Origin of the sequence: Burkholderia sp. MSMB1072, from assembly GCF_001524725.1 — a bacterium.
In the GTDB taxonomy this organism is placed as follows: Bacteria; Pseudomonadota; Gammaproteobacteria; order Burkholderiales; family Burkholderiaceae; genus Burkholderia.
The window spans coordinates 569,012-592,529 of record NZ_LOYC01000030.1 but is presented as its reverse complement, the minus strand read 5'-3'; the positions used below and the strand labels follow the sequence as shown (position 1 = coordinate 592,529).

The following is a 23,518-nucleotide window of genomic DNA, read 5'->3' as shown; positions in this document are numbered from 1 at the left end:
CCGTCAGGCGCCGCACCGCGCGCCGGGAACGATTGACGCTCGAGCTTCCGGATGCCGCCGTGCTCCCGTTTCCTCGACTCGTTCTCCGGACTCGACATGACGACTTCGTCTCCCGCCTCCACCACCCTGATGGCCAACGCGATCCGTGCGCTCGCGATGGACGCCGTCCAGCAAGCGAACTCCGGTCACCCCGGCATGCCGATGGGCATGGCCGAAATCGGCGTGGCGCTCTGGTCGCGCCATCTGAAGCACAACCCGGCGAACCCGCACTGGGCCGACCGCGATCGTTTCGTGCTGTCGAACGGCCATGGCTCGATGCTGCTGTACTCGCTGCTGCACCTGACCGGCTACGACCTGCCGATCGAAGAGCTGAAGAACTTCCGCCAGCTGCACTCGAAGACGCCGGGCCACCCGGAATACGGGATCACGCCGGGCGTCGAGACGACCACCGGCCCGCTCGGCCAGGGTCTCGCGAACGCGGTCGGCATGGCGCTCGGCGAAGCGCTGATGGCCGACGAGTTCAACCGTGACGGCGCGAAGATCGTCGATCACCACACGTACGTGTTCCTCGGCGATGGCTGCCTGATGGAAGGCATCTCGCACGAGGCCTGCTCGCTCGCCGGCACGCTGAAGCTGAACAAGCTGATCGCGCTGTACGACGACAACGGCATCTCGATCGACGGCGACGTCGTGAACTGGTTCCACGACGACACGCCGAAGCGTTTCGAAGCGTACGGCTGGAACGTGATCCCGAACGTGAACGGCCACGACGTCGACGCGGTCGACGCGGCGATCGCGAAGGCGAAGCTGTCGGACAAGCCGACGCTGATCTGCTGCAAGACGGTGATCGGCAAGGGTGCGGCGACCAAGGCCGGCGGCCACGACGTGCACGGCGCCGCGCTCGGCGCGGAAGAAATCGCGAAGACGCGCGAAGCGCTCGGCTGGAAGTGGGAGCCGTTCGTGATTCCGCAGGAAGTCTATGCGGCATGGGACGCGAAGGAAGCCGGCAAGCGCGCCGAGACCGAATGGGACGCGACGTTCGCGGCCTATCGCGCGAAGTACCCGGCGGAAGCGGCCGAATTCGAGCGCCGGATGGCCAACAAGCTGCCGGCCGACTGGGCCGAGAAGGCTGCCGCGATCATCGCCGGCGCGAACGAGCGCGCCGAGACGGTCGCGACCCGCAAGGCGTCGCAGCAGGCGATCGAGGGCCTCGCCGCCGCGCTGCCCGAGCTGCTCGGCGGCTCGGCCGACCTGACCGGCTCGAACCTGACCAACTGGAAGGCGTCGAAGGCCGTGCGCGCGAATCCGGAAGGCGCGGGCGTGCGGCTCGGCAACCACATCAACTACGGCGTGCGCGAATTCGGCATGAGCGCCGCGATCAACGGCCTCGCGCTGCACGGCGGCCACAAGCCGTTCGGCGGCACGTTCCTGACGTTCTCCGACTACAGCCGCAACGCGCTGCGCGTGGCCGCGCTGATGAAGGTGCCGTCGATCTTCGTGTTCACGCACGATTCGATCGGCCTCGGCGAAGACGGCCCGACGCACCAGTCGATCGAGCACGTGTCGAGCCTGCGCCTGATCCCGAACCACGACGTCTGGCGCCCGGCCGACACGGTCGAGACGGCCGTCGCATGGACCCAGGCGATCGCCGCGGATCGTCCGTCGAGCCTGATCTTCAGCCGCCAGAACCTCGCGTTCAACCCGCGTACCGATGCGCAGATCGCCAACATCGAGAAGGGCGGTTACGTGCTGAAGGACTGGGACGACGAGATCGTTGCGCGCAAGATCATCCTGATCGCGACGGGCTCGGAAGTCGAACTCGCGATGAAGGCCGTCGAGCCGCTCGCGCAGCAGGGCATCGCGGCGCGCGTCGTGTCGATGCCGTCGACCAACGTGTTCGACCGCCAGGACGCCGAATACCGCGAACGCGTGCTGCCGCACGGCGTGCGCCGCGTCGCGATCGAAGCGGGCGTGACGAGCTTCTGGCACAAGTACGTCGGCCTCGAAGGCGGCGTGGTCGGGATCGACACGTTCGGCGAATCGGCGCCGGCCGGCGTGCTGTTCAAGTACTTCGGCTTCACCGTCGAGCACGTCGTCGAGACGGCGAAGGCCGTGCTGGCCTAAAAGCATACGCGACGCGCGCCGCCCGATGCGCGCGTCGCACCGTGAAGCTGCACGAAACGAATTTTTTCAGCCATCAGGAGATAGACCATGACGATTCGCGTCGCAATCAACGGCTACGGCCGTATCGGCCGCAACACGCTGCGCGCGTTTTATGAAAACGGCAAGAAGCACGATATCGAGATCGTCGCGATCAACGACCTGGGCGATGCGAAGACCAACGCGCACCTGACCCAGTACGACACCGCACACGGCAAGTTCCCGGGCGAAGTGTCGGTCGACGGCGACTACCTCGTCGTGAACGGCGACAAGATCCGCGTGCTCGCGAACCGCAACCCGGCCGAACTGCCGTGGGGCGAGCTGGGCGTCGACGTCGTGATGGAGTGCACGGGTTTCTTCACGACCAAGGAAAAGGCGAGCGCGCACCTGAAGGGCGGCGCGAAGAAGGTGATCATCTCGGCGCCGGGCGGCAAGGACGTCGACGCGACGATCGTCTACGGCGTGAACCACGACGTGCTGAAGGCCGAGCACACGGTCATCTCGAACGCATCGTGCACGACGAACTGCCTCGCGCCGCTCGTCAAGCCGCTGAACGACAAGATCGGCCTCGAAACCGGCCTGATGACGACGATCCACGCGTACACGAACGACCAGGTGCTGACGGACGTCTACCATGAAGACCTGCGCCGCGCGCGTTCGGCCACGCACAGCCAGATCCCGACGAAGACGGGCGCGGCTTCCGCCGTCGGCCTCGTGCTGCCGGAACTGAACGGCAAGCTCGACGGCTACGCGATCCGCGTCCCGACGATCAACGTGTCGATCGTCGACCTGTCGTTCATCGCGAAGCGCGACACGACGGTCGAGGAAGTCAACGCGATCATGAAGGAAGCATCGGAAGGCGCGCTGAAGGGCATCCTCGGCTACAACGACGCACCGCTGGTGTCGATCGACTTCAACCACAACCCGGCTTCGTCGACGTTCGATGCGACGCTGACCAAGGTGTCGGGCCGCCTCGTGAAGGTGTCGAGCTGGTACGACAACGAGTGGGGTTTCTCGAACCGCATGCTGGATACGGCCGTCGCATTCGCGAACGCGAAGTAATCCCGCACGTCGCGCAGCCGCCGCAACGCGGCCGGCGTGGCGGACGAACCCGGCCCGGGTTTCCCGGCCGGGTTTTTTATTGCCCGCCGTTCGCTGTCGCGTGTTCGATCGCGGCGACGAACGCGCGCTTCAGCGGGCCGTCGAGATCGGTCCACGCGAGACCGATGCCGCTGCGATGACCGGGCAGGTCGAGCGGCCGCGCGAGCACGTTCGGCGGCAGCGCGCTGGCCGCTTCCGCCGGGATCAGCCCGATCCCCATTCCCGCCGCGACGAGCGCGAGCATCGTCGTGAATTCCCCGAACTCCTGGGCGATCTCGAGCGTCGTACCCGCGCGGCTCAGCGCGAGCAGCATGTCGTCGTGAAAGCCGGGCGCGTAGCGGCGCGCGAGCACGAACGCGGGGTGGCCGCGCAATGCGGCGGGCGAAATCGCATCGCGCGCGGCGAGCGGATGGCCGAGCGGCAGCGCGACGACGAAGCCTTCCTCGAGCACCACGCGGATATCGATGCCCGCATACGCGGCCGGCAGCCGGATCATGCCGAAGTCGATCCGCCGGTCGCGCAGCGCGGCGATCTGGTCGGGCGTCGGCATGTCCTTCAGCTCGAGCGCGATCAGCGGATAGCGCTCGCGCATCGCGCGCAGCACGGCCGGCAGCAGCGCCGGCAATACCGACGACACGAACGCGATCCGCAGCGTGCCGATTTCGCCGCGGCTCGACAGCCGCGCCATCTGTTCCGCGCGTGCAGCCTGCTGCAGCGTCGCCCGCGCTTCGGGCAGGAACACGCGCCCCGTGTCGCTCAGCTCGACCTTGTGCCGGTCGCGCTCGAACAGGCGTGCGCCGAGTTCCGCCTCGAGCGCCTTGATCTGCATGCTCAGCGCGGGCTGCACGATGCACAGGCGCTGCGCGGCGCGCCCGAAATGCAGCTCTTCCGCGAGCGTGACGAAGGCGCGCAATTGCTTGAGTTCCATGGGCGGCGGGCTCGAAAGGACGGTAATCAGTTTTCATGATAACCGGATCAAGAAAGACCATTGGCGCGGCGTCCCGGTTGCGACGGAAGATACCGTTCATACGAGACCGGCCGCGACGGGCAGCCGGCTCGTCGGGTACGAGGAGACATCCATGACTGACGCCCTTGACCGGTTCCGCCTCGACGGCCGCCGCGCGCTGATTACCGGTTCCGGCCGCGGGATCGGGCTGACGCTTGCCCGCGGGCTCGCGGAAGCGGGCGCGGCGATCGTCATCAACGATCGCAATGAAGAGAAGGCCGCGACGCTCGCGCGCCGTTTCCGCGACGAAGGCTTCGCGGCCGACCATGCGGTGTTCGACGTGACCGAGCACGCGCAGGTACGCATGGCGATCGACGACGTCGAGGCGCGCGTCGGCGCGATCGACATCCTCGTGAACAACGCGGGCATCCAGCGTCGCGCGCCGCTCGACGCATTCGACCCGGACGACTGGCATGCGCTGATGCGCGTGAATCTCGACGGCGTGTTCAACGTCGCACAGGCCGTCGCGCGGCACATGATCGCGCGCGGCCGCGGGAAGATCATCAACATCTGTTCGGTGCAGAGCGAGCTCGCGCGGCCGACGATCGCGCCCTATGCGGCGACCAAGGGGGCGGTGCGGATGCTGACCAAGGGGATGTGCGCCGACTGGGCACGTCACGGCATCCAGGCCAATGGCCTCGCGCCTGGCTATTTCGAGACCGAACTGAATCGCGCGCTGGTCGACGACGCGGCGTTTTCGGACTGGCTGTGCAAGCGCACGCCGGCCGGCCGCTGGGGGCAGGTCGACGAGCTGTGCGGCGCGGCGATCTTCCTCGCGTCGGCCGCGTCCGATTTCGTGAACGGCCAGACGCTGTTCGTGGATGGCGGGCTGACCAGTGCCGTCTGACAAGGAGCGTGTCATGCGTATGCGTTGCATGTGTGTCGTGATCCACGGGCCGAACGACCTGCGGGTCGAGGAGCAGGACGCGGGCGAGATCGGCCCGGGCCAGGTGCGCGTCGACGTCGCGATGGGCGGCATCTGCGGCTCCGATCTGCATTACTTCCGGCATGGCGGTTTCGGCGCGATCCGGCTGCAGCAGCCGATGGTGCTCGGCCACGAGGTCGCCGGCACGGTCGCGGAAGTGGCGCCGGACGTGACGTCGGTGAAGGTCGGCGATCGCGTCGCCGTCAATCCGAGCCGGCCGTGCGGCGCATGTCGCTACTGTCTCGACGGGCTACCGAACCATTGCCTGGACATGCGCTTCTACGGCAGCGCGATGCGCATGCCGCACGTGCAGGGCGCGTTCCGCAACGCGCTCGTGTGCGACGCGGTGCAGTGCGTGAAGGTCGCCGATCACGTGCCGCTGTCGCTCGCGGCGCTCGCCGAGCCGTTCGCGGTCGGGCTGCATGCGGTGTCGCGCGCGGGCGCGCTGATCGGCAAGCGCGTGCTCGTGTCGGGGTGCGGGCCGATCGGCGTGCTGGCAGTCGCGGCGGCGCGCGTGCACGGCGCGGCGGAGATCGTCGCGACCGACGTCGTCGACGCGCCGCTGGACGTGGCGCGCGCGCTCGGCGCGGACCGCACGATCAACGCGACGGCCGATGTCGGCTGGGTCGAACGCTACAGCGCCGACAAGGGCACGTTCGACGTGATGATCGAATGTTCGGGCAATGCGCGCGCGTTGCGCGACGGACTGGACGTGATGCGTCCGCGCGGCGTCGTCGTACAGCTCGGGCTCGGCGGCGACGTGAGCTTGCCGCAGAACGTCGTGGTCGCGAAGGAGCTGTCGATCTGCGGGTCGTTTCGCTTTCATGCGGAATTCGCGCTGGCGGTGCAACTGATCAACGCGGGGCGCGTCGACCTGCGGCCGGCCGTCACGCGCGTGTTCCCGATGCGCGATGCGAACCTCGCGTTCGAACTGGCGGGCGACCGCCAGCGTGCGATGAAGGTGCTGATCGATTTCGCGAACGAGGCCGCGTGACGGTGCGGCGTCGGCGCGTCGCGACGGCTGCGGCATCCTTGGTGAAAAGGCACGCCCGCGATGCGCGCAGCGTGCCTTTCTCGTCGTGCGGTGCAAACGGATCGCCGGCCTGCCGCATCACTGCGTGACCCGTCGCGTGCCGACACGTTGCGATGCGAGCCACAGCGCGATCAGCGCACCCGACAGCGCGGCGCCCGCGATGCACACGCCGCGCCAGCCGTCGAGGCCGTACGCGACGCTCGCCGCGAACGACCCGAACGCGCCGCCGATGAAATAGCTCGTCAGGTAGATCGTCGTCACGCGGCTGCGTGCGTTGCCCGCGAGCGCATAGATCACGCTCTGGTTCGAGATGTGCATGCCCTGCACGCCGACGTCGAGCAGCAGGATGCCCGCGATCAGCGCCGCGAGCGAATGCGAGCCGGTCGCGATCAGCGCGAACGACGCGAGCACGGCCGCCGCGAACAGGCCGGTGGCCGCATTGCCGTGACCGCGATCGACGAGCCGGCCGGCCGACGTCGCCGCGAGCGCGCCGACCGCGCCGACGATCCCGAACAGGCCGATCTGCCCTTCCGAATAGCTGTACGGCGGTTGGCTCAGCAAAAACGTGAGGCCTGTCCACAGCAGGCTGAAGCACGCGAACACGAGCGCGCCGTAGGTCGAGCGCAGCACGATCGGCGGCTGCGCGCGCACCAGCGCGACGAGCGACTTCATCAGCGCCGCGTAGTCGACGCGCACGTCGCGGCGGTCCTTCGGCAGCTTCACGGCGAGCACGGCGGTCAGCGCGAGCACCATCGCGGCGGCGATGCCGTACACCGCGCGCCAGCCGAGCCAGTCGGCGATCGCGCCGGCCGCGACGCGCGCGAGCAGGATACCCAGCAGGAGCCCGCTCATCACGGTGCCGACCGCGCGGCCGCGCGAGCGCGCATCGGCGAGCGACGCCGCGAACGGCACGAGCAACTGCGTCGAACAGGTGACGAAGCCGACCGCGACGTTCGCGACGACGAACATCGTGAAGTTCGTGCTGGACGCGACCGCGATCAGTGCGACGACGTTGAGCATCAGCAGCCGCACGATCAGCGTATGGCGATTGATCGCGTCGCCGAGCGGGACGATCAGCAGCAGGCTGGCCGCATAGCCGAGCTGCGTCAGCGTGACGAGATAGCCGAGCTCGGTCGGCGCGCGCCCGAAGCTGTGCGCGATCGCGGCGAGCAGCGGCTGCGCGTAGTAGATGTTGCCGATGACGATGCCGCACGCGCACGCGAACAGCAGCGTCATGCCGCGGGTGAGGGGAGGGTGGTTGTCGTGATGCGGTTCCATGATCGCGAAAAACGGCGGCGCCGGCCGGCGGCACGGGCCGTCGGTTGCGCGGGGTGAAGGAAATCGGGGGCCGGCGTCGACGGATCGGCGGTGAGCCGAAGCGCGCCGGGCGGACCGCGGCCGAGCCCGGATCGGGCGGGCGGCGGATCGCCGTGCGGCGGGCGGAAGCAGGGCGGGCCCGGGCGTGCCGCTTCCGTGCGGCGACAGCGGCGCTGCACGGAAGCGGATGTGCGTATGATGCGGGTATCGACCCATAGCGTCCAAGACTGGATCGTTATGGTCTCTATTGGCAAAACCAATACGTTGGTTGCGATGCTTCTCCGCCACATCCGCTATTTCCTGGCCGTCGCCGAGCAGCGCAGTTTCACGCGCGCGGCCGATGCGCTGCACGTGTCGCAGCCGACGCTGTCGCAGCAGGTCCGCCAGCTCGAGGAAACGCTCGGCGTGCAGTTGTTCGACCGCTCGGGCCGCACGGTGCAGATCACCGAATTCGGCGAGGTCTATGCGCGGCATGCGCGCGCCGCACTGCACGCGCTCGATACCGGGCAGCGCGCGCTGCACGACGTCGCCGATCTCGGCAGCGGCTCGCTGCGGCTCGCGATGATGCCGACGTTCGCGGCTTACCTGAGCGGCTCGCTGATCGACGCATTCCATGCCGACCATCCGAACGTCGCGCTGACGATCGATGCGATGCCGCAGGCGCGCATCGAGGCGCTCCTCGCCGACGACCGGCTCGACGCCGGCTTCGCGTTCATGCCGCCGCGCGCGCCGGACATCGACGCACTGCCGCTGTGGGACGAGCCGCTCGCGCTGGTGACGGGGCGCACGCACCGCCTCGCGCGCCGCCGCCGCGCGCTGACGCCGGCCGAGCTCGGCGGCGAGCCGCTGGTGCTGCTGAGCCGTGCGTTCGCGACGCGCGAGCACATCGACCGGTATTTCGTCGAGCACGGCGCGCGGCCGTCGATCGCGATCGAGACGAATACGGTCAGCGCGGTGCTGGAACTCGTACGGTGCGGCCGGCTCGCGACGGTGCTGCCCGACGCGGTCGCGCGCGAGAGCGGCGACCTGTGCGCACTGGAGATCGATCCGCCGCTGCCGACGCGCACGGCCGCGCTGCTCACGCGCAAGGGCGCGTACCGCAGCGTCGCGGCGCGCGCATTCATCGAGCGCGTGCTCGCCTATCGCGATTCGTCGGAACGGTGACCGGCGCGGCCGGCCGGACGGGCAGACGGCGGCGCGGGGGGGAATTACGTGCCGGGCGTCGGGAAGAATACGCCCGCGCGCTGTGCGGCGTTCGCGATGTGCGTTTCGATCGCGATGCCGGCGGCGGCCGCATCGCGCGCGATTAGCGCGTCGACGATCGCACGGTGCTCGTGCCAGGTCGACAGCAGCAGTTCGCGGCGGTAGAACGGCATGCGCTGGCTTTCCTTCATGATGTCCGCGCTGCTGCGCAGGATGGATTCGATCGCCGCGTTGCCGGCCAGATGGATGATCCGCATGTGGAAGTCGAAGTCGAGCCGCGAGGCTTCTTCGAGTGCGTTCTCCGTCAGCGCGACGTGCAGGTCGGCGAGGTTGTCCTCGAACCATGCGATGTCGGCGTCGCTGACCACGCGCGCGGCCATCCGCGCGGCGAAGCCTTCGAGCGCATAGCGCATCTGGTAGGTGTCGGGCGGCGACGACTGCTCGGCGAATTGCCACGGATGCGCGGCCGACGCCTGCGCGCTTTCGACGTACACGCCCTTGCCCGCGCGGATGCGCAGCATCCCGAGCGCCTCGAGCGTCGACAGCGCCTCGCGCAGCGACGCGCGGCTGATTTCCAACTCCTCGGAGAGCTGGCGCTGGGCCGGCAGCAGGCTGCCGACCGGGTACACGCCTGTCTCGATCCGGTCGCGGATCGTCGCGATGGCGGTGTCGGTCACGGTATGCGGAACATTTTTCATGGTGTGAACGATGGCCGGTCTGACCGGCATTGTAATCCGCCCGCGAGTGGGAAAGCCACGATCCGCCCCTTTCCGGGGCGCCGCAAGCCCGTGCGCGGGGGCGGGAAATCCCTATTTTGTTCGTCCTTGACGCCACTATATCGGCTTCCTACTATCCCCCATAACATTACTGGTCTTACCAGTATGAACAGACGAAACTGCAACCGTTGGATCGGGAGAGCGCCGTGTCGAAATTCCTCAATTCGCTGTTTGGCCGGGTAGTCGTCGCATTAATCCTAGGGGTGGCGCTCGGTGCGTTCTTCCCGCACTTCGCCGAGTCGCTGCGTCCGCTCGGCGACGGCTTCCTGAAGCTCATCAAGATGGTCATCGGCCCGATCGTGTTCTGCGTCGTGGTCAGCGGCATGGCCAATGCGGGCGACCTGAAGAAGGTCGGCCGGGTCGGCCTGAAGGCGGTCGTCTACTTCGAGGTGATGACGACGCTCGCGCTCGGCATCGGGCTCGTCCTCGCCTGGGTCACGCGCCCCGGCGTCGGGATGAACATCGACCTGCGCTCGCTCGACGCGGCGTCGCTGTCGACGTACGCGAAGAACGCCGAAAGCCTGAAGGATACGGCCGGCTACCTGATGAAGATCATCCCCGAGACGGCGATCGACGCGTTCGCGAAGGGCGACATCCTGCAGATCCTCGTGTTCGCGGTGCTGTTCGGCTCCGCGCTGTCGCTGCTCGGCGACAAGGCGCAGCGCGTCAATTCGCTGATCGAGGAGCTGTCGCACGTGTTCTTCCGGATCATCGGCTTCATCATCAAGCTCGCGCCGCTCGGCGTGCTCGGCGCGATCGCGTTCACGACCGGCAAGTACGGCGTCGCGTCGCTCAAGCAGCTCGGCTACCTGGTCGCGGTGTTCTACCTGAGCTGCTTCGTGTTCGTCACGGTCGTGCTCGGCGCGGTGATGCGGCTCGCGGGCTTCTCCGTGTTCAAGCTGATCCGCTATCTGCGCGAGGAACTGTCGATCGTGCTCGGCACGGCGTCGTCGGACGCGGTGCTGCCGCAGGTGATGAGCAAGCTCGAATACATGGGCATCAAGGATTCGACCGTCGGCCTCGTGATTCCGACCGGCTATTCGTTCAACCTCGACGGCTTCTCGATCTACCTGACGCTCGCGGTGCTGTTCATCGCGCAGGCCACCAACACGCCGCTGTCCACGCACGACCTGATCGTCGTGCTGCTCGTGTCGCTCGTCACGTCGAAGGGCGCGCACGGCATCCCCGGCTCGGCGATCGTGATTCTCGCAGCGACGCTGTCGGCGATTCCCGCGATTCCGGTGCTTGGCCTCGTGCTGATCCTGCCGGTCGACTGGTTCGTCGGCATCGCCCGCGCGTTGACCAACCTGATCGGCAACTGCGTCGCGACGGTGGTGGTCGCCGTGTGGGAGAACGACATCGACCGCGCCCGCGCACAGCGCGTGCTGAACCGCGAGCTGCGCTACGTGGCCGATGCGCCGGGCAGCGCCGCACCGGTCGCCGGCGACCAGGCTCACGCGCTCTGAACACGCCGCTCGCGCGGCGCGGCTTCCCCGGCCGCACCGCGCGAGCGCACTTCATGCGACTGGCGCGCCGATGCGCCGGCGCTTGTCAAAAAAATGGAGACGACATGGCAGCCCCCATCCTCGATCCGAACGCGCCGGCTTTCACGCGGCGCTACATGAACCTCGCCGACCCGCGCCTGGGCGCGCAGGCGCTTTTCGCCAGCGACGAATTCTTCGCGCCGAAGGAGCGCATGCTCGATCCCGAGCCGGCCGTCTTCATTCCCGGCAAGTACGACGACCACGGCAAGTGGATGGACGGCTGGGAAACCCGCCGCAAGCGTACGACCGGCCACGACTTCTGCGTGGTCCGGCTCGCGCGGCCGGGCGTGATCCATGGCGTCGATCTCGATACGAGCCACTTCACCGGCAACTTTCCGCCGGCCGCGTCGATCGAGGCCTGCGCGGTGGACGGCGACACGCCGCCGGACGACGCTGAATGGCGCACGATCGTTCCCGCGACGACGCTGCAGGGCAATTCGCATCACTACGTGAGCGTCGACGATGCGCGGCCGGTCACGCACCTGCGCGTGAACCTGTATCCGGACGGCGGGCTCGCGCGGCTGCGCGTGTACGGCCAGCCGCAGCGCGACTGGCGCCACGTGCCGGCCGGCGAGCTCGTCGATCTCGCGGCGATCGAGAACGGCGGCTACCTGGTGGCCGCGAACAACCAGCACTTCGGCCCGGCGTCGCAGATGCTGATGCCGGGGCGCGGCGCGAACATGGGCGACGGCTGGGAAACGCGGCGGCGCCGCGAGCCCGGCAACGACTGGGCGATCATCGCGCTCGCGCGGCCGGGCATCATCCGGCGCGTCGAGATCGATACGGCGTTCTTCAAGGGCAATTACCCCGACCGCTGCTCGCTGCAGGCCGCGCACGTGACGGGCGGCACCGACGATTCGCTCGTCACGCAGGCGATGTTCTGGGCCGAATTGCTCGGCGAGCAGAAGCTGCAGATGGATCACGTGCACACGTTCGACTCGCTCGCGGCACTCGGCCCCGTCACGCACGTGCGGTTCAACATCTTCCCGGACGGCGGCGTGTCGCGCCTGCGTCTGTGGGGCGAGCCGGCTTGAAGGAGGCAGCGGCATGAGCGGAACTCCCATCCTGCGCGTCGAGCGCCTGACCCGCGAAGCGTTCGCGCCGTTCGGCGACGTGATCGCGCTCGAAGGCGCGCGGCATTTCCCGATCAACGGCGGCACGACCGAGCGCTTTCACGATCTCGCGACGATCGACGTGTGCGCGGACGGCGGCCGGCCGCTCGTCAGCGTGTTTCGCGCGCAGCCGCGTGCGCTGCCGGTCGCGGTCACGCTGATGGAGCGTCACCCGCACGGCAGCCAGGCGTTCATTCCGCTCGCGGCGGTGTCGCGCTACGCGATCGTCGTCGCGCCGGCCGGCGAATTCCGGCCCGACGCGATGCGCGCGTTCCTGGCCGAAGGCTGGCAGGGCGTCAATTATGCGAAGGGCGTCTGGCACCATCCGCTGCTCGCGCTCGACGCGGTCAGCGATTTCGTGATCGTCGATCGCGGCGGCCCGCAGCCGAACTGCGACGAGATTCCGCTGGAACGTGCGTGGGCACTCGATTTCGAGTCGGCCTGCGCGGGCGTCGAAGGGCTTTCGTAAGCATGCCGGGCGCGCGGCACGCTCGCCCAAAAAAGCAGACGGCCCGGGCGGCGAGATGCCGGCCGGGCCGTGCTGCGTGCGCGGGTGGCGCGAGTCAGTGCTTGCGGTGCGGGCAGTTCTCGGTCGTGCACGAGCCGTACATCGCGAGCGAATGCTCCTGGAGCCGGAAGCCGCGCTCCTTCGCGATCGCCTGCTGGCGGCTCTCGATCTCGGCGTCGAAGAATTCCTCGACGCGGCCGCAATCGAGGCACACGAGGTGGTCGTGATGCGAACCTTCGTTCAGCTCGAACACCGCCTTGCCGGATTCGAAGTTGCTGCGCGTGAGCAGGCCGGCCTGCTCGAACTGCGTGAGCACGCGGTAGACGGTCGCGAGCCCGATGTCGAGCTGCTCGTTGAGCAGGTTGCGGTAGACGTCTTCGGCCGTCAGGTGGCGCACGGGGCTCTGCTGGAAGATCTCGAGAATCTTGAGGCGCGGTAGGGTGGCCTTTAGCCCGATATTCTTGAGATCCGTCGGATTGGTCATGGCTAGGCATCCCTAGAGTACAATGCAGGGCTTCAATGTTACCGGCTTTTCGCCGTTCCAGATATACGCGCGGCCTGCACGCGGGCCAGCACGGTGAAGGAAATGATCCCAGAATCGCTTTCGCACTTTCAGAGGAGTCGCATGCGAAGTGCCATCATCGCTGCCGCCGCCGTTGTCGCGCTGGCGGGTTGTTCGTCGTACGACAGCGTGACGCAGCGCATTGCGCAGAGCATCACGCCGTATCGGATCACCGTCGTGCAAGGCAACTTCGTGTCGCAGGAGAAGGCCGCACAGTTGCAGGTCGGGATGACGCGCGAGCAGGTCCGCGCGCTGCTCGGCACGCCGCTGCTGGCGGACATGTTCCACGCGGATCGCTGGGATTACCTTTTCTACTTCAAGCGCGGCTCGACGTCGATCGTCCAGCAGCGCGACCTCGTGGTCAATTTCTCGGGCGATCGCGTGGCGAGCTGGACCGGCGCCGACAACCTGCCGTCCGAGCTCGACCTGCTGGCCGACATCGACGGCGACCGCGGCGGCAAGAAGGCGAAGGCCGCTGCCGCGGCGAAGAAGGCTTCCGAAGCCGCCGCCGCGAGCGCCGCGGAGGCTGCCGCTGCCGCGAGCCCGGCCACGGTGCCGGCGTCCGGCGCGGCGGTCGACCAGGATGCGAACGCCCAGGCGGCGCGCGCGGCGAACCGCGCGACCAACCAGGTGTCGGGTCAGGGTTCGGGTTCGCGCCGGTTCACGCCGGCCGCGCAGGCCTCGGGCGGCGCGCCGGTGCCGGGCGGCCAGCCGCCGGGCGCTGCGCCGGCGATCCAGCCGCAGTTCCAGTTCCATCGTCCGCCGCAGCCGAACGTGTCGAACGAGGCGTCGCCGCCGGTCGGCCCGCAAGGCTCGGACAACCTGCAGAACCAGCCGCTCACCGCACCGGCCCAGTAAGCGGCCGGCGTGCGGAAACGGGGCGGCATGCGCCGCCCGCCTTTAGACCTGTCGTGTAGAAAGCCATGAAGATTGCGATTGCCGGCGCATCGGGCCGAATGGGCCGGATGCTGATCGAAGCCGTTCTCAACGACGCCGACGCGCAGCTCGTCGGCGCGCTCGACCGCGCCGGTTCGCCGTTCCTCGGCCAGGACGCCGGTGCGTTCCTCGGCAAGGACACCGGCGTCAAGCTGACCGACGACCTCGACGCCGTGTTCGCGCAGGCCGACTACCTGATCGATTTCACGCGGCCGGAAGGCACGATGGCCCACATCGAGGCCGCACTGCGCCACGACGTGAAGCTCGTGATCGGCACGACCGGCTTCACCGCCGAGCAGAAGGCCGAACTGCAGGCCGCTGCGGCCAAGCTCGGCATCGTGTTCGCGGCGAACATGAGCGTCGGCGTGAACGTCACGCTGAAGCTGCTCGAATTCGCGGCGAAGCATTTCTCGCACGGCTACGACATCGAGATCATCGAGGCGCATCACCGCCACAAGGTCGACGCGCCGTCGGGCACCGCGCTGATGATGGGCGAGGCCGTGGCTGGCGCGCTCGGCCGCTCGCTCGACGACTGCGCGGTGTACGGCCGCCACGGCGTGACGGGCGAGCGCGATCCGTCGTCGATCGGCTTTGCCGCGGTGCGCGGCGGCGACATCGTCGGCGACCACACCGTGCTGTTCGCCGGGATCGGCGAGCGCATCGAGATCACGCACAAATCGTCGAGCCGCGTGTCGTACGCGCAGGGCGCGCTGCGCGCGGTCCGGTTCCTGTCGGCGCGCGGCGCCGGCCTGTTCGACATGCAGGACGTGCTCGGCCTGCGCTGACCCCGCGAGGAAACTCCGATGGCGATTCCCACCGGCGTTGTCCACTACCTCGAAAGCGGCGATGCGATCACGCACGCCGTCTCCTATGTGCTGCTGGCGATGTCCGTCGCCAGCTGGTGCTTCCTCCTCATGAAAGCCTGGCTGCTGGTCCGCGCGAAGCGGCAGGGGCCGCGCGCGCTCGCCGCGTTCTGGCGCGCACCGTCGCTCGACGCGGGGATCGCCGCGCTCGCCGGCGCCGATCGCGAGCGCGTGTTCGTGCCGCTCGCCGAAGCCGCGCGCGACGCGGCCGGCGACCACGATCCCACCGCGCTGGCCGCGCGCGTCGAGCGCGGCGAGCGCGTGCTGCGCGCGTTGCGTCATGCGATGCTGCGCTCGCAGCGGCGCCTCGAATTCGGCCAGGTGCTGCTCGCGTCGATCGGCAGCACCGCGCCGTTCGTAGGCCTGCTCGGCACCGTGTGGGGTATCTATCACGCGCTCGGCAGCATCGCCGCGAGCGGGCAGGCGCAGATCGAGAACGTCGCGGGGCCGGTCGGCGAGGCGCTGATCATGACCGCGTTCGGGCTGGTCGTCGCGATTCCCGCGGTGCTCGCGTACAACATCCTCGGCCGGCTCGTCCGGCAGCTCGCCGAGGAACTCGACGGCTTCGCGCGCGATCTGCACGTATTCGTGTGCGCACAGGGCGCCTGACGCGCCGGCTCCGGAGGAACGATCATGGCATTCGGCGGGCTCGAGCACCACAAGACGTCCGCGCCGATGGCGGAAATCAACATGACGCCGCTGATCGACGTGATGCTCGTGCTGCTCGTCATCTTCATCATCACCGCGCCGCTGATGACGCACGCGATCCGGCTCGACCTGCCGAAGGTCGCGGCCGGCGTCGCGCGCGACACGCCGCAATCCGTCACGCTGTCGATCGACGACGCGGGCAAGCTCTACTGGGACGACGCGCCCGTCGCGATCGACGCGCTGCCCGCGCGCTTGCGGGCCGCCGCCGCGGGCGCCGCGCCGCCCGAACTGCGGCTGCGCGCGTCGCGCGCGACGCGCTACGACGTGATCGCGCAGGTGATGGGCGCCGCGCAGGCCGCGGGCCTCACGCGGATCGGCTTCGTGACCGACGTGCCGCCGGCCGGCGCCGCCGGCGCGAAGCCCTGATCCGTCGTCGTTGCGGGCCGCCGGCCCGCGAGACCGGCCGTGCGGGCCCGCACGGGCGGTATAATCGACGTTTTTCCCGGCCCGGAACCGGTCAGCACGTTCCTGCGCCGGGCACGCACGATTTCGATCCAATCCTGCGCGCGCGCCGTCGCGCCGCCTAAAGCCTAGCCCGAACCACACCATGCACGAGAGATACGTACCCGCCGACGTCGAAGCCGCCGCCCAGGGCGACTGGCGCGCAGCCGATGCCTACAAGACGAAGGAAGATTCGCAGAAGCCGAAGTTCTACTGCGTGTCGATGCTGCCGTACCCGTCCGGCAAGCTGCACATGGGTCACGTGCGCAACTACACGATCAACGACGTGATGTACCGCTATCTGCGGATGAACGGCTACAACACGCTGATGCCGATGGGCTGGGATGCATTCGGGATGCCGGCCGAGAACGCCGCGATGGCCAACGGCGTGCCGCCCGCGAAGTGGACCTACGACAACATCGACTACATGAAGGGCCAGATGCAGTCGATGGGCCTCGCGATCGACTGGTCGCGCGAGATCGCGACGTGCAAGCCCGACTACTACAAGTGGAACCAGTGGCTGTTCCTGAAGATGCTCGAGAAGGGCATCGCGTACAAGAAGACGGGCACCGTGAACTGGGATCCGGTCGACCAGACCGTGCTCGCGAACGAGCAGGTGATCGACGGCCGCGGCTGGCGCTCGGGCGCGCTCGTCGAGAAGCGCGAGATCCCGATGTACTACCTGCGGATCACGCAGTACGCGGATGAGCTGCTGAACGACCTCGACGGCCTCGGCTGGCCCGAGCGCGTGAAGATCATGCAGCAGAACTGGATCGGCAAGAGCTTCGGCGTGAACTTCGGCTTCCCGTACGAACTCGACGGCGAGCAGAAGCTGCTGCGCGTGTTCACGACGCGTGCCGACACCATCATGGGCGTCACGTTCTGCGCGATCGCGGCCGAGCACCCGCTCGCCACGCGTCTCGCGCAGGACAAGCCGGAGCTGCTCGCGTTCATCGACGAGTGCAAGCGCGGCGGCGTCGCCGAGGCCGACGTCGCGACGATGGAGAAGAAGGGCGTCGCGACCGGCTTCTCGGTCAAGCACCCGCTGACCGGCGAGCCGGTCGAGGTGTGGATCGGCAACTACGTGCTGATGAGCTATGGCGAAGGCGCGGTGATGGGCGTGCCGGGCCACGACGAGCGCGATTTCGCGTTCGCGAAGAAATACGATCTGCCGATCAAGCAGGTGATCGCGAGCGAAGGGCAGACGTACTCGCTCGACGCATGGCAGGAGTGGTACGGCGACAAGGAAACCGCGGTCTGCGTGAACAGCGGCAAGTACGACGGCCTGCGCTACACGGAAGCGGTCGACGCGGTCGCCGCCGACCTGAAGGCCGGCGGCTTCGGCGACAAGCAGGTCACGTGGCGCCTGCGCGACTGGGGCGTGTCGCGCCAGCGCTACTGGGGCACGCCGATCCCGATCATCCACTGCCCGTCGTGCGGCGACGTGCCGGTGCCGGAGCAGGATCTGCCGGTCGTGCTGCCGGAAGACCTCGTGCCGGACGGCTCGGGCAACCCGCTCGCGAAGTCCGAAGCGTTCCTGAACTGCACGTGCCCGAAGTGCGGCGCGGCCGCGAAGCGCGAAACCGACACGATGGACACCTTCGTCGATTCGTCGTGGTACTTCTCGCGCTACACGGCGCCGGACGCCGAGACGATGGTCGACGCGCGCACCGATTACTGGATGCCGATGGATCAGTACATCGGCGGCATCGAGCACGCGATCCTGCACCTGCTGTATTCGCGCTTCTGGACCAAGGTGATGCGCGACCTCGGCCTCGTGAAGTTCGGCGAGCCGGCGAAGAACCTGCTCACGCAGGGGATGGTGCTGAACGAGACGTACTACCGCGAAGACGCGGCGGGCAAGAAGACCTGGTACAACCCGCTCGACGTGACGGTCACGCACGACGACAAGGGCCGCCCGGTCGGCGCGACGCTGAATGCGGATGGCCAGCCGGTCGTGCTCGGCGGCATCGAAAAGATGTCGAAGTCGAAGAACAACGGCGTCGATCCGCAACTGCTGATCGACCAGTACGGCGCCGACACCGCGCGCCTGTTCACGATGTTCGCGGCGCCGCCCGAGCAGCAGCTCGAGTGGTCGGGCGCGGGCGTCGAGGGCGCGAGTCGCTTCCTGCGCCGCGTGTGGAGCTTCGGCTACGCGAATCGCGAAGCGCTCGCCGCGCGCGCGGGCTTCGACGCCGCCGCGCTCGGCGACACCGACAAGGCGCTGCGCCGCGAGATCTACGGCGTGCTGAAGCAGGCCGATTTCGACTACCAGCGCCTGCAGTACAACACGGTCGTGTCGGCCGCGATGAAGATGCTGAACGCGATCGACGGCGCGAAGGGCGCGACGCCCGCCGTGCTGCGCGAGACCTACGGCGTGCTGCTGCGCGTGCTGTACCCGGTCGTGCCGCACGTCACGTTCGAGCTGTGGAAGGCGCTCGGCTACGCGGACGAATTCGGCCCGCTGCTCGATGCGCCGTGGCCGAAGGTCGACGAGGCCGCGCTCGAGCAGGCCGAGATCGAACTCGTGCTGCAGGTGAACGGCAAGGTGCGCGGTGCGCTGAAGGTCGCGAAGGACGCGAGCCGCGACGCGATCGAAGCGGCGGCGGTGGCCGACGAGGCATTCGCGAAATTCAGCGACGGCAAGCCGGCGAAGAAGATCGTCGTCGTGCCGGGCCGCCTCGTGAACATCGTCGTCTGACGGCCGCCGGCCGTCGGACGTACCCAGAAGGAGCGAAGGTGATCCGCAGATCGTTTTTGATGCTCGTCGGCAGCACGGTCGTGCTGTCGGCATGCGGCTTCCAGTTGCGCGGCCAGCAGGATTACGCGTTCAAGCACCTGTTCGTGGCCGGTGCGCCGGCGCCCGTCGAGGCGCGGCTCACGCGCCTCGTCCAGGCCGGCAGCGACACGAAGATCGTCAAGTCGGCGGACGACGCCGACGCCGTGCTGCGCATGTGGGAGTCGCGTGGCCAGAACACGCTGACGCTCAACAAGTACGGCTCCGCGCAGGAATACGCGCTGTTCTACACGCTGAACTACACGCTGACGAGCAAGGACGGCACCGTGCTGATCCCGCCGAGCGCGATCGCGCTGAACCGCGCGATGACGTACAGCGACCAGTACACGAACGCGAAGGCGCAGGAAGCCGACATCCTGTACGGCGACATGCAGAACGACGCGGTCGATCAGTTGATGCGGCGTCTCGCGATCGTCCACTCGCTGACGCCGGCGCCGGAGGACGTGGTGCCGGGCGTGGCGCCGCGCGCGCCGCTGCCACCGCCGCCGCTCTGATCGCGGGCGCACGCAGCGATGCAATTGCGACTTGATGCGCTGGAGCCGCACCTCGCGAAGGGGTTGGCCGGGCTCTATACCGTCTACGGCGACGAGCCGCTGCTCGCGCAGGAAGCGTGCGACCGCATTCGTGCGGCCGCGCGCGCGGCCGGCTTCACCGAGCGTTCGGTGCATACGGTCGAGCGCGGTTTCGACTGGAGCGTGCTGCTCGGCGCGACCCAGGCGATGTCGCTGTTCGGCGAGCGCCAGCTGATCGAGCTGCGCATTCCGTCGGGCAAGCCCGGCAAGGAAGGCGCCGATGCGCTGAAGACGCTCGCGGCGACGCCCAATCCGGACGCGCTGATGCTCGTCACGTTGCCGCGCCTCGACGCGGCCACGCAGAAATCCGCCTGGTTTACCGCGCTGCAGAACGGCGGTGTCGCGCTGAAGATCGATCCGGTCGACCGTGCGCAGTTGCCGAACTGGATCGGCCAGCGACTCGCGATGCAGGGCCAGCGCGCCGCGCCGGGCGACGACGGGCGCCGCGCGCTGCAGTTCATCGCGGAGCGCGTCGAGGGCAACCTGCTCGCCGCGCACCAGGAAATCCAGAAGCTCGGGCTGCTGTATCCGCAGGGCGCGCTGTCGTTCGAGCAGGTGCACGACGCGGTGCTGAACGTCGCGCGTTACGACGTGTTCAAGCTGAACGAAGCGATGCTCGCCGGCGACGCCGCGCGGCTCGCGCGGATGATCGACGGGCTGAAGGGCGAGGGCGAGGCGATCGTGCTCGTGATGTGGGCCGTCGTCGAGGAGTTGCGCACGCTGTTGCGGATCAAGCGCGGCACGACGGCCGGCAAGCCGCTCGCGACGCTGCTGCGCGAGAACCGCGTGTGGGGGCCGCGCGAGCGGTTGATCGCGCCTGCGCTGAACCGCGTGTCGGAAGCGGTGCTCGAAAAGGCGCTCGCGTTCGCCGCGAAGCTCGACCGGCAGGTCAAGGGGCTCACGGCCGTCGCACCGGGCCGCCGCACGCAGGACGAGCCGCCGCCCGACCCGTGGGACGGGCTGTTCCAGCTTGCGATGACGGTCGCGGGTGCCCGCGGCGAGCGACCGCCGACCGCGGGTCGCGTGCGACGCTAGGTCCCGTCCGGGCCGTCAGCGCGCGCTGCGCAACCCGCTTACAATGCTTCGATGGCTGGCGCGGCATATCGGCCGCTGCCCTGCACGGATGGCTGTCCCGCGGATCGTCGCGCCCGGATGGTCGTCCCTCGGATGGCCGGCCCCCGGATGGCCGGCCCATGCTTCCCCACGAATTCATGCCGCTCCGCGCGGCTCGCTTCTCGAGTCACACGATGGATATCGATCAGTACATGACCGACCTGGGCCGCCGCGCCCGGCACGCTTCCCGCGCGATGGCGCGCGCCAGCACGGCCGCGAAGAACGCGGCGCTCGACGCCGTGGCCCGCGCGATCGAACGCGACGCGCAGGCGCTGAAGGATGCGAATGCGCGCGACGTTGCCCGCGCCCGCGAAAAGGGGCTCGATGCGGCGTTCGTCGATCGCCTGACGCTGTCGGACAAGGCGCTGAAGACGATGGTCGAAGGGCTGCGCCAGGTCGCGTCGCTCGCCGATCCGATCGGCGAGATCGGCAACCTCAAGTTCCGCCCGAGCGGGATCCAGGTCGGCCAGATGCGCGTGCCGCTCGGCGTGATCGGCATCATCTACGAGTCGCGCCCGAACGTGACGATCGACGCGGCCGCGCTGTGCCTGAAGTCGGGCAACGCGACGATCCTGCGCGGCGGCTCCGAGGCGCTCGAATCGAATACCGCGCTCGCGAAGCTGATCGGCGAAGGGCTCGCGGCGGCAGGGCTGCCGCAGGACGCGGTGCAGGTCGTCGCGACGGCCGATCGCGCGGCGGTCGGCAAGCTGATCACGATGACCGAATACGTCGACGTGATCGTGCCGCGCGGCGGCAAGAGCCTGATCGAGCGCCTGATCAACGAGGCGCGCGTGCCGATGATCAAGCACCTCGACGGCATCTGCCACGTGTATGTCGACGATCGCGCCGATCTGGCCAAGGCGCTGACGGTGTGCGACAACGCGAAGACGCACCGCTACGGCACGTGCAACACGATGGAGACGCTGCTCGTGTCGAGCGGCATCGCGGAGAAGTTGCTGCCGCCGCTCGGCAAGCTGTATCGCGACAAGCAGGTCGAACTGCGCGTCGACGCGGCCGCGCGCGCGGTGCTCGCCGATGCGGGCGTCGGCCCGCTCGTCGACGCGACCGAAGAAGACTGGCACACCGAGTATCTCGCGCCGGTGCTCGCGATCAAGGTCGTCGACGGGCTCGACGCCGCGATCGAGCACATCAACCACTACGGCTCGCATCACACGGATGCGATCGTCACCGAGGATCACGACCGCGCGATGCGGTTCCTGCGCGAAGTCGATTCGGCGAGCGTGATGGTCAACGCGTCGACGCGCTTCGCGGACGGTTTCGAATTCGGCCTCGGCGCGGAAATCGGCATCTCGAACGACAAGCTGCACGCACGCGGCCCCGTCGGCCTGGAAGGGCTGACGTCGCTGAAATACGTGGTGCTCGGGCACGGCGAAGGCCGTCAATAAGTCAACAACGAGGCGCATCACCAATGGCAATGCTCTGGGTCAAGACGTTCCATATCGTTCTGATCGCCGCGTGGTTCGCGGGGCTCTTCTATCTGCCGCGCATCTACGTGAACCTGGCCATGGAGACCGATCCGGCCGCGGTGCGGCGCCTGCTCTTGATGGCGCGCAAGCTGTTCCGCTTCATGACGATGATCGCGGTGCCGGCGCTGGCCTGCGGGCTGTGGCTCTGGCTCGCGATCGGCATCGGGCAGGGGCAGGGCTGGATCCATGCGAAGGTGACGGTGGTGCTGCTGCTCGTGATCTACCACGCGTATTGCGGGCACCTGCTGCGGGTGTTCGAGCGCGGCGAGAACCGCCGCACCGACAAGTGGTATCGCGTGTTCAACGAACTGCCGGTGCTCGGCATGCTCGCGGCGGTCGCGCTGGTGGTGATCAAGCCGTTCTGAGCGGCGCGGCCGGCGGTTACGTCGCCGCCGAATCATGCGCAACGGCGCCCCTCGGGGCGCCGTTGTTCGTTGACGTGCGGTCCGTGCGTCGCCGGCTCAATCCTTCGCGTCGTCGATCCGGCGCCGCGTGATCGCTTCCTTCGCGCGACCGACCCGTTCCATCAGCGCCGGCCCGCGCGACAGCGCGACACCGACCGCGAGAATGTCGCCGATCGCGAGATGCGACATCCGCGACGTCATCGGCGAGAACACGTCCGTTTCCTCGGCGACGTTCGACGCGAGGCTGACCGTCGCGAGCTTCGCGAGCGGCGAATGGCTCTGCGTGATCGCGACGACTTTCGCGCCGCACGCGAGCGCGGAGCGCGCGGCGTCGACGATGTCGCGCGTGCGGCCGGTGTTCGAGATCGCGACGACGACGTCGTGCGGCCCGAGCAGCGCCGACGACATCGAGAACGTGTGCGGATCCGAATACGCGACGCTCGGCACGCCGAGCCGGAAAAACTTGTGCTGGATGTCTTGCGCGGCAATGCCCGAGCCGCCGGCGCCGTAGAACTCGATGCGCGACGCGTTTGACAGCAGCGCGATCGCGTCGGCGACGCTGCCCGCTGACAAACTGTTGCGCACTTCGATCAGCGCGCCGATCGTGCGGTCGAACACCTTGCCGATGATGCCGGGCGCCGGTTCGTCGGGCTCGACGTCGCGATACACCGACGACACGCCCGGCGCCACGCTCTGCGCGAGCCGGATCTTGAATTCGCGAAAGCCGCTGCAGCCGAGCGCCTGGCAGAAGCGCGCGATCGTCGGCTGGCTGACGCCCGCACGAGTCGACAGCTCGGTCATCGCGAGGTCGAGCACCTCGCGCGGCGCGGCCAGAATGTAGTCGGCGAGCTTGCGCTCGGACGGGCGCAACTCGGCGCGGATCGCTTCAATGCGAGGCAGCATGGGACGGCGAATGGAAATCGGGTTCGGATGAGCGAGTGTATCGCAAT

General features: G+C 68.4%; 22 protein-coding genes. 17 read left to right on the top strand and 5 right to left on the bottom strand.

Annotated features, from left to right (window positions below; all coding sequences use genetic code 11):
- The first annotated feature begins 51 nt into the window (after positions 1 to 51).
- Positions 52 to 2,124, top strand: coding sequence for a transketolase (tkt, locus tag WS89_RS16000; RefSeq protein ID WP_059500961.1), 2,073 nt, complete (start codon positions 52 to 54; stop codon positions 2,122 to 2,124).
- 87 nt (positions 2,125 to 2,211) lie between these two features.
- On the top strand, positions 2,212 to 3,222 hold the full coding sequence (gene gap / locus WS89_RS15995) for a type I glyceraldehyde-3-phosphate dehydrogenase (protein WP_059500962.1): 1,011 nt from the start codon (positions 2,212 to 2,214) through the stop codon (positions 3,220 to 3,222).
- A 76-nt stretch (positions 3,223 to 3,298) separates the two neighbouring features.
- On the opposite strand, the gene WS89_RS15990 is transcribed toward gap, so the two are convergent.
- On the bottom strand, positions 3,299 to 4,189 hold the full coding sequence (locus tag WS89_RS15990) for a LysR family transcriptional regulator (RefSeq protein ID WP_059791871.1): 891 nt from the start codon (positions 4,187 to 4,189) through the stop codon (positions 3,299 to 3,301).
- 151 nt (positions 4,190 to 4,340) lie between these two features.
- Here WS89_RS15990 and WS89_RS15985 point away from each other — a divergent pair, with 151 nt between their 5' ends.
- On the top strand, positions 4,341 to 5,114 hold the full coding sequence (locus tag WS89_RS15985; protein WP_059500964.1) for an SDR family NAD(P)-dependent oxidoreductase: 774 nt from the start codon (positions 4,341 to 4,343) through the stop codon (positions 5,112 to 5,114).
- Between the two features lie 13 nt (positions 5,115 to 5,127).
- Complete coding sequence (locus WS89_RS15980; protein ID WP_059791978.1) at positions 5,128 to 6,186, top strand: L-idonate 5-dehydrogenase; 1,059 nt, start codon at positions 5,128 to 5,130, stop codon at positions 6,184 to 6,186.
- Between the two features lie 117 nt (positions 6,187 to 6,303).
- Here the strand turns inward: WS89_RS15980 and WS89_RS15975 are convergent, their stop codons facing one another.
- A complete protein-coding gene (locus tag WS89_RS15975; protein ID WP_059791870.1) occupies positions 6,304 to 7,503 on the bottom strand; it encodes an MFS transporter in 1,200 nt (399 codons plus the stop codon).
- A gap of 312 nt (positions 7,504 to 7,815) precedes the next feature.
- On the opposite strand from WS89_RS15975, the gene cynR reads away from it, so the two are divergent.
- Positions 7,816 to 8,706, top strand: coding sequence for a transcriptional regulator CynR (cynR, locus tag WS89_RS15970; RefSeq protein ID WP_059791868.1), 891 nt, complete (start codon positions 7,816 to 7,818; stop codon positions 8,704 to 8,706).
- Between the two features lie 44 nt (positions 8,707 to 8,750).
- On the opposite strand, the gene WS89_RS15965 is transcribed toward cynR, so the two are convergent.
- The gene (locus WS89_RS15965) at positions 8,751 to 9,473 is read right to left on the bottom strand and encodes a FadR/GntR family transcriptional regulator (RefSeq protein ID WP_179949386.1); all 723 of its coding nucleotides are present in this window, start codon (positions 9,471 to 9,473) and stop codon (positions 8,751 to 8,753) included.
- 194 nt (positions 9,474 to 9,667) lie between these two features.
- Between WS89_RS15965 and WS89_RS15960 the strand changes: the two genes are divergently transcribed.
- From WS89_RS15960 to WS89_RS15950, 3 genes are all read left to right on the top strand, one after another.
- Positions 9,668 to 10,987 (top strand): C4-dicarboxylate transporter DctA, encoded by a 1,320-nt coding sequence (locus tag WS89_RS15960; protein ID WP_059500968.1) that lies wholly within the window; start codon positions 9,668 to 9,670, stop codon positions 10,985 to 10,987.
- A gap of 104 nt (positions 10,988 to 11,091) precedes the next feature.
- The gene (gene alc / locus WS89_RS15955) at positions 11,092 to 12,099 is read left to right on the top strand and encodes an allantoicase (protein WP_059791867.1); all 1,008 of its coding nucleotides are present in this window, start codon (positions 11,092 to 11,094) and stop codon (positions 12,097 to 12,099) included.
- A 13-nt stretch (positions 12,100 to 12,112) separates the two neighbouring features.
- Entirely contained in the window at positions 12,113 to 12,646 is a 534-nt protein-coding gene (locus WS89_RS15950) for an ureidoglycolate lyase (protein WP_059791863.1), read from the top strand.
- 94 nt (positions 12,647 to 12,740) lie between these two features.
- Here WS89_RS15950 and fur read toward each other — a convergent pair whose 3' ends face one another.
- Positions 12,741 to 13,169, bottom strand: a complete 429-nt coding sequence (fur, locus tag WS89_RS15945) for a ferric iron uptake transcriptional regulator (RefSeq protein WP_006753314.1) — start codon at positions 13,167 to 13,169, stop codon at positions 12,741 to 12,743.
- A gap of 141 nt (positions 13,170 to 13,310) precedes the next feature.
- Between fur and WS89_RS15940 the strand changes: the two genes are divergently transcribed.
- From WS89_RS15940 to WS89_RS15900, 9 genes are all read left to right on the top strand, one after another.
- Complete coding sequence (locus tag WS89_RS15940; protein ID WP_059500970.1) at positions 13,311 to 14,105, top strand: outer membrane protein assembly factor BamE; 795 nt, start codon at positions 13,311 to 13,313, stop codon at positions 14,103 to 14,105.
- Between the two features lie 65 nt (positions 14,106 to 14,170).
- Entirely contained in the window at positions 14,171 to 14,968 is a 798-nt protein-coding gene (dapB, locus tag WS89_RS15935) for a 4-hydroxy-tetrahydrodipicolinate reductase (RefSeq protein ID WP_034206397.1), read from the top strand.
- 18 nt (positions 14,969 to 14,986) lie between these two features.
- Positions 14,987 to 15,655 (top strand): MotA/TolQ/ExbB proton channel family protein, encoded by a 669-nt coding sequence (locus WS89_RS15930; RefSeq protein ID WP_059791861.1) that lies wholly within the window; start codon positions 14,987 to 14,989, stop codon positions 15,653 to 15,655.
- 24 nt (positions 15,656 to 15,679) lie between these two features.
- Positions 15,680 to 16,120 carry an ExbD/TolR family protein gene (locus WS89_RS15925; RefSeq protein ID WP_059500973.1) on the top strand — a complete coding sequence of 147 codons (441 nt, stop codon included), beginning with the start codon at positions 15,680 to 15,682 and terminating at the stop codon, positions 16,118 to 16,120.
- A 181-nt stretch (positions 16,121 to 16,301) separates the two neighbouring features.
- Positions 16,302 to 18,896: a leucine--tRNA ligase gene (gene leuS, locus WS89_RS15920; protein WP_059791859.1), complete on the top strand. Its 2,595-nt coding sequence runs from the start codon at positions 16,302 to 16,304 to the stop codon at positions 18,894 to 18,896.
- 38 nt (positions 18,897 to 18,934) lie between these two features.
- Positions 18,935 to 19,486 carry an LPS-assembly lipoprotein LptE gene (locus WS89_RS15915; protein ID WP_006476923.1) on the top strand — a complete coding sequence of 184 codons (552 nt, stop codon included), beginning with the start codon at positions 18,935 to 18,937 and terminating at the stop codon, positions 19,484 to 19,486.
- 18 nt (positions 19,487 to 19,504) lie between these two features.
- On the top strand, positions 19,505 to 20,599 hold the full coding sequence (gene holA / locus WS89_RS15910; protein ID WP_059791857.1) for a DNA polymerase III subunit delta: 1,095 nt from the start codon (positions 19,505 to 19,507) through the stop codon (positions 20,597 to 20,599).
- 212 nt (positions 20,600 to 20,811) lie between these two features.
- Entirely contained in the window at positions 20,812 to 22,083 is a 1,272-nt protein-coding gene (locus WS89_RS15905; RefSeq protein ID WP_059791855.1) for a glutamate-5-semialdehyde dehydrogenase, read from the top strand.
- 23 nt (positions 22,084 to 22,106) lie between these two features.
- Positions 22,107 to 22,529, top strand: coding sequence for a CopD family protein (locus tag WS89_RS15900; RefSeq protein ID WP_095211718.1), 423 nt, complete (start codon positions 22,107 to 22,109; stop codon positions 22,527 to 22,529).
- Positions 22,530 to 22,625: 96 nt separating this feature from the next.
- Here WS89_RS15900 and WS89_RS15895 read toward each other — a convergent pair whose 3' ends face one another.
- A complete protein-coding gene (locus WS89_RS15895; RefSeq protein ID WP_034206404.1) occupies positions 22,626 to 23,471 on the bottom strand; it encodes a MurR/RpiR family transcriptional regulator in 846 nt (281 codons plus the stop codon).
- Between the last annotated feature and the right edge of the window lie 47 nt (positions 23,472 to 23,518).